Annotated in this window: 3 protein-coding genes and 1 pseudogene; 3 read left to right on the plus strand and 1 reads right to left on the minus strand. The window is 67.9% G+C overall.

What is annotated here, in order from left to right:
• Both JYJ84_RS31025 and JYJ84_RS31030 read left to right on the plus strand, forming a co-directional pair.
• A pseudogene (locus JYJ84_RS31025) lies at window positions 1-286 on the plus strand (porin); the annotation flags it as partial.
• 28 nt (window positions 287-314) lie between these two features.
• Entirely contained in the window at window positions 315-2,036 is a 1,722-nt protein-coding gene (locus tag JYJ84_RS31030; protein ID WP_122948328.1) for a tannase/feruloyl esterase family alpha/beta hydrolase, read from the plus strand.
• Window positions 2,037-2,105: 69 nt separating this feature from the next.
• On the opposite strand, the gene JYJ84_RS31035 is transcribed toward JYJ84_RS31030, so the two are convergent.
• The gene (locus tag JYJ84_RS31035) at window positions 2,106-2,582 is read right to left on the minus strand and encodes an Lrp/AsnC family transcriptional regulator (protein WP_122948327.1); all 477 of its coding nucleotides are present in this window, start codon (window positions 2,580-2,582) and stop codon (window positions 2,106-2,108) included.
• Window positions 2,583-2,740: 158 nt separating this feature from the next.
• Here JYJ84_RS31035 and JYJ84_RS31040 point away from each other — a divergent pair.
• Window positions 2,741-3,705, plus strand: a 965-nt coding sequence (locus tag JYJ84_RS31040) for a diaminopropionate ammonia-lyase (protein ID WP_205189906.1), incomplete at its 3' end; no start/stop codon positions are given.

Below are 3,705 nucleotides of genomic sequence, written 5' to 3' on the forward strand. Positions count from 1 at the left end.
TTCGGACCTGTTCTTCGTCGGCGCATCGTATGCGGTGAAGCCGGATTTCGTCGTCGACGGCGAAGGCTACCGGATCGTCAACAGCGCGCACGACACGCGCGCGACGATGGCCACGCTGCGCGCGACCTATCTGCTGACGAAGCGCACGGCGGTCTACGCGCAATCGTCGTATCTGTGGAACAGCGCGCATGCGCGCTACGCGGTCAGCGGCGGCGGGGCCGGTACGACACCCGGCGAAGGGATGGGGCAGCTCGGCGCGATGGTCGGCGTGCGGCACATGTTCTGATCCGGCAGCCTGACGAACGGGAGATATCTTGAACAGACAATCCGGATTCCTCTACATTGCATCGCTCGCCGCCGCGATCCTCGCCGGTTGCGGCGGCGACGATTCCGTGAATTCCGCACCGACGCACCTGAGCGCCGCGACACCGGCCGCGATGGCGCAGACCTGCGACGCGCTCGCCGCGAAGCTTGCGTATGCGAACACGTCGTTCACGTCGGTGACGACCGCAGCCGCCGGCGCGCTCACGGTGGCCGGCAAACCGATCGCCGAGCACTGCGTGATCGAAGGGAAGATGAACGAGCGCGTGAGCACGGTCGACGGCAAGACCTATGCGATCGGCTTCGAAATGCGCTTGCCGAAGGCGTGGAACGGTCGCTTCTTCTACCAGGCAAACGGCGGGCTCGACGGCAACGTCGTGACGGCGACCGGCGAGATCGGCGGCGGCGGGCCGCTGACCGACGCGCTGAACCAGGGCTTCGCGGTGATCAGCTCGGATTCGGGGCACAGCGCCGCGCAGAATCCGTTGTTCGGCATCGATCCGCAGGCGCGCATCGACTACGGCTACGGCGCGGTCGATGCGCTGACGCCGATGGCGAAGCAGGTGATCCGGCTCGCGTACGGCAAGGCGCCCGACCGCAGCTATTTCGACGGCTGCTCGAACGGCGGCCGTCACGCAATGGTCACGGCGGTGCGCAACCCGGCCGACTACGACGGCATCATCGCGGGCGATCCGGGCTTTCATCTGCCGAAGGCGGCGATCGGCGAGATGTACGGCGCGCAGCAGTTCGCGAAGATCGCATCGGCGGCCGGATCGAACGGGCTGCCGGATATCCGCAGCGGCTTCACCGATGCGGAGCGGCAGTTCGTCGGCGCGAAGATCGTTGAGAAGTGCGACGCGCTCGACGGCGCGGCCGACGGGATGGTGCAGGACGTCGCCGCGTGCCAGGCGCACTTCAGCGTCGATGCGGACATCCCGACCTGCGCGAACGGCACGCGCACGGGCGCCTGCCTGACGACCGCGCAGAAGACCGCGCTCGAGAACGTGTTCGCGGGTGCACGCAACAGCGCGGGCACGGCGCTGTACGCGGGCTTTCCGTACGATCCGGGCATCGCCGGCAGCGGCTGGGCCGCGTGGAAGCAGTCGAATTCGATCACGCTCGATCCGGCCGCGATGGCGTTCACGTTCATGACGCCGCCGAAAACCGCCGCGACGCTCGCGAACCTGCCCGGTTTTGCGCTGGGCTTCGACATGGACAACGATGCGCCGGCGATCTTCGCGACCAACGGCGTGTACACGCAATCCGCGTGGTCGTTCATGACGCCGCCCGACGAGACCAACCTGTCGGCGTTGAAGGCGCGCGGCGCGAAGCTGCTCGTCTATCACGGCACGGGCGACCCGGTGTTCTCGTTCGACGACACGCGCGACTGGTATGCACGGGTCGCGCAGGCGAACGGCGGCGATGCGTCGGATTTCGCGCGCTTCTATCCGGTGCCGGGGATGAACCACTGCTCGGGCGGGCCGGCGGCCGACCAGTTCGACCTGTTGACGCCGCTCGTCGCGTGGGTCGAGCAGGGGCAAGCGCCCGGTGCGGTAGTCGCTGCCGCGCGCGATGCGACGAACGCGGTGCCGAATGCGGACGTGCCCGCATCGTGGGGCGCGGGGCGTACGCGGCCGTTGTGCCCGTACCCGCAGGTGGCCCGCTATAACGGGTCGGGCGACGTGAATTCGGCGGCGAGCTTCAGTTGCCGCTGACGTAGCCGTCGATGGGAGGCGGCTGGTGCGCTATCGCGCGCCGGTCGCCTCATGTGTGCAAACGCTCACTTACTCGCCCGGTTCGACCGGCACCTCGAGCCCGACCTTCACGCGGCTCATGCTCACCAGCGTCTTGAACCGCTTCACGTTGTTGTTCGCGAAGAACAGCTCGCGCGTGAGCGCGTTGTACTGATCCATGTTGCGCACGGCCAGGATCAGCACGAAATCCCATTCCCCCGTCACGTAGTAGCACTGCTGGATCTGCGGGCAGCGCTCGAAAGAGCGTTTCATCGCGTCGAGCTGGTCGATCTGCTCGCTTTCGACCTCGACGTTGACGACGATCGTCAGCGGATGATCGACCTTGTCCGGCGCGACGATGGCCGTGTAGCGCTCGATCACGCCGTCGTCCGCGAGACGTTTCAGGCGCCGGTTCACGGCCGCGGTCGACAGGTTGACGCGCGCGCCGAGTTCGCTTTGCGGCGTTTGCGCGTCGCGCTGGATTTCCATCAGCAGCTTGCGATCGAACGCATCGAGTGGGGTGGTCATGATGGCGCGTGAAGCCTCGAAAGAATGAGAAATTTTTGCGTGACGGCCGCCGAATTGGCGAATTTATTGACCCGCATGCGCAATATTATTTTTCGAACCGGCGGCGCGTGCAACCCGTGCGCGCCCGACCCGAACCGACTCACGGAGTGCTGCCCGCCATGCTGATCGCCAACCCCCGCGCATCGCGCGCCGCCTATCCCCACGCGCTGCGCCGCGTGATGAACATCGCATCGGCCGACGAAAGCGGCGCGTGGCTGTCGCACTGGCCGCTCGTCGGCAACGCGCGCACGCCGCTGCGCGCGCTGCCGGATCTCGCCGCGCGGCTCGGCGTCGCGAGCGTCAGCGTGAAGGACGAGTCGTGCCGCTCGCCGCTCGGCAGCTTCAAGGCGCTCGGCGCGCCGATTGCGCTGGTGCGGCTCGTGAAGCGCCTGCGCCGCACGCAGGATCTCGATCCGCAAGGGCTCGTCACCGGCCGCTACGCGGCGGAGCTGGCCGACCTGACGGTGATCAGCGCAACCGACGGCAATCACGGCCGTGCGCTCGCCGCCGCCGCGCGTGCGATCGGCTGCGGGTGCGTGATCGTGCTGCACGCGAACGTCGAGGCCGAGCGCGAACGCGCGATCTCGGCGTACGGCGCGCGGATCGTGCGCATCGAGGGGAACTACGACGAGTCGGTCATCTGCGCGGCGCAGCTCGCGCAGGCGAACGGCTGGTATGTCGTGTCGGATACGTCGTACGACGGCTACGAAGCGATTCCGCGCGACGTGATGCAGGGCTATGGCGTGATCGCGGCCGAGGCCGCCGCGCAAGCGGCGCAGGACGACGGGCGGCCGTTCACGCATGTGCTGTTGCAGGGCGGCGTGGGCGGCCTCGCCGCGGGCGTCGCGAGCTACCTGTGGGAGCGCGACGGCGTGCAGCGGCCGCACTTCATCGTGGTCGAGCCGCGCCAGGCCGACTGCCTGTACCAGAGTGCGCTGGCCGGGCGCGCGACCAAGGCGACCGGTAGCGTGGATTCGGTGATGGCGGGGCTCGCGTGCGGCGAGGCGTCGCCGCTTGCGTGGGATTTCCTCGAGATGTGCGTCGACTACTTCATGCTGATCGATGACGAAGACGCGGTGCAGGC

It is taken from the genome of Burkholderia sp. LMG 13014 (assembly GCF_905232215.1).
Taxonomy (GTDB): domain Bacteria; phylum Pseudomonadota; class Gammaproteobacteria; order Burkholderiales; family Burkholderiaceae; genus Burkholderia.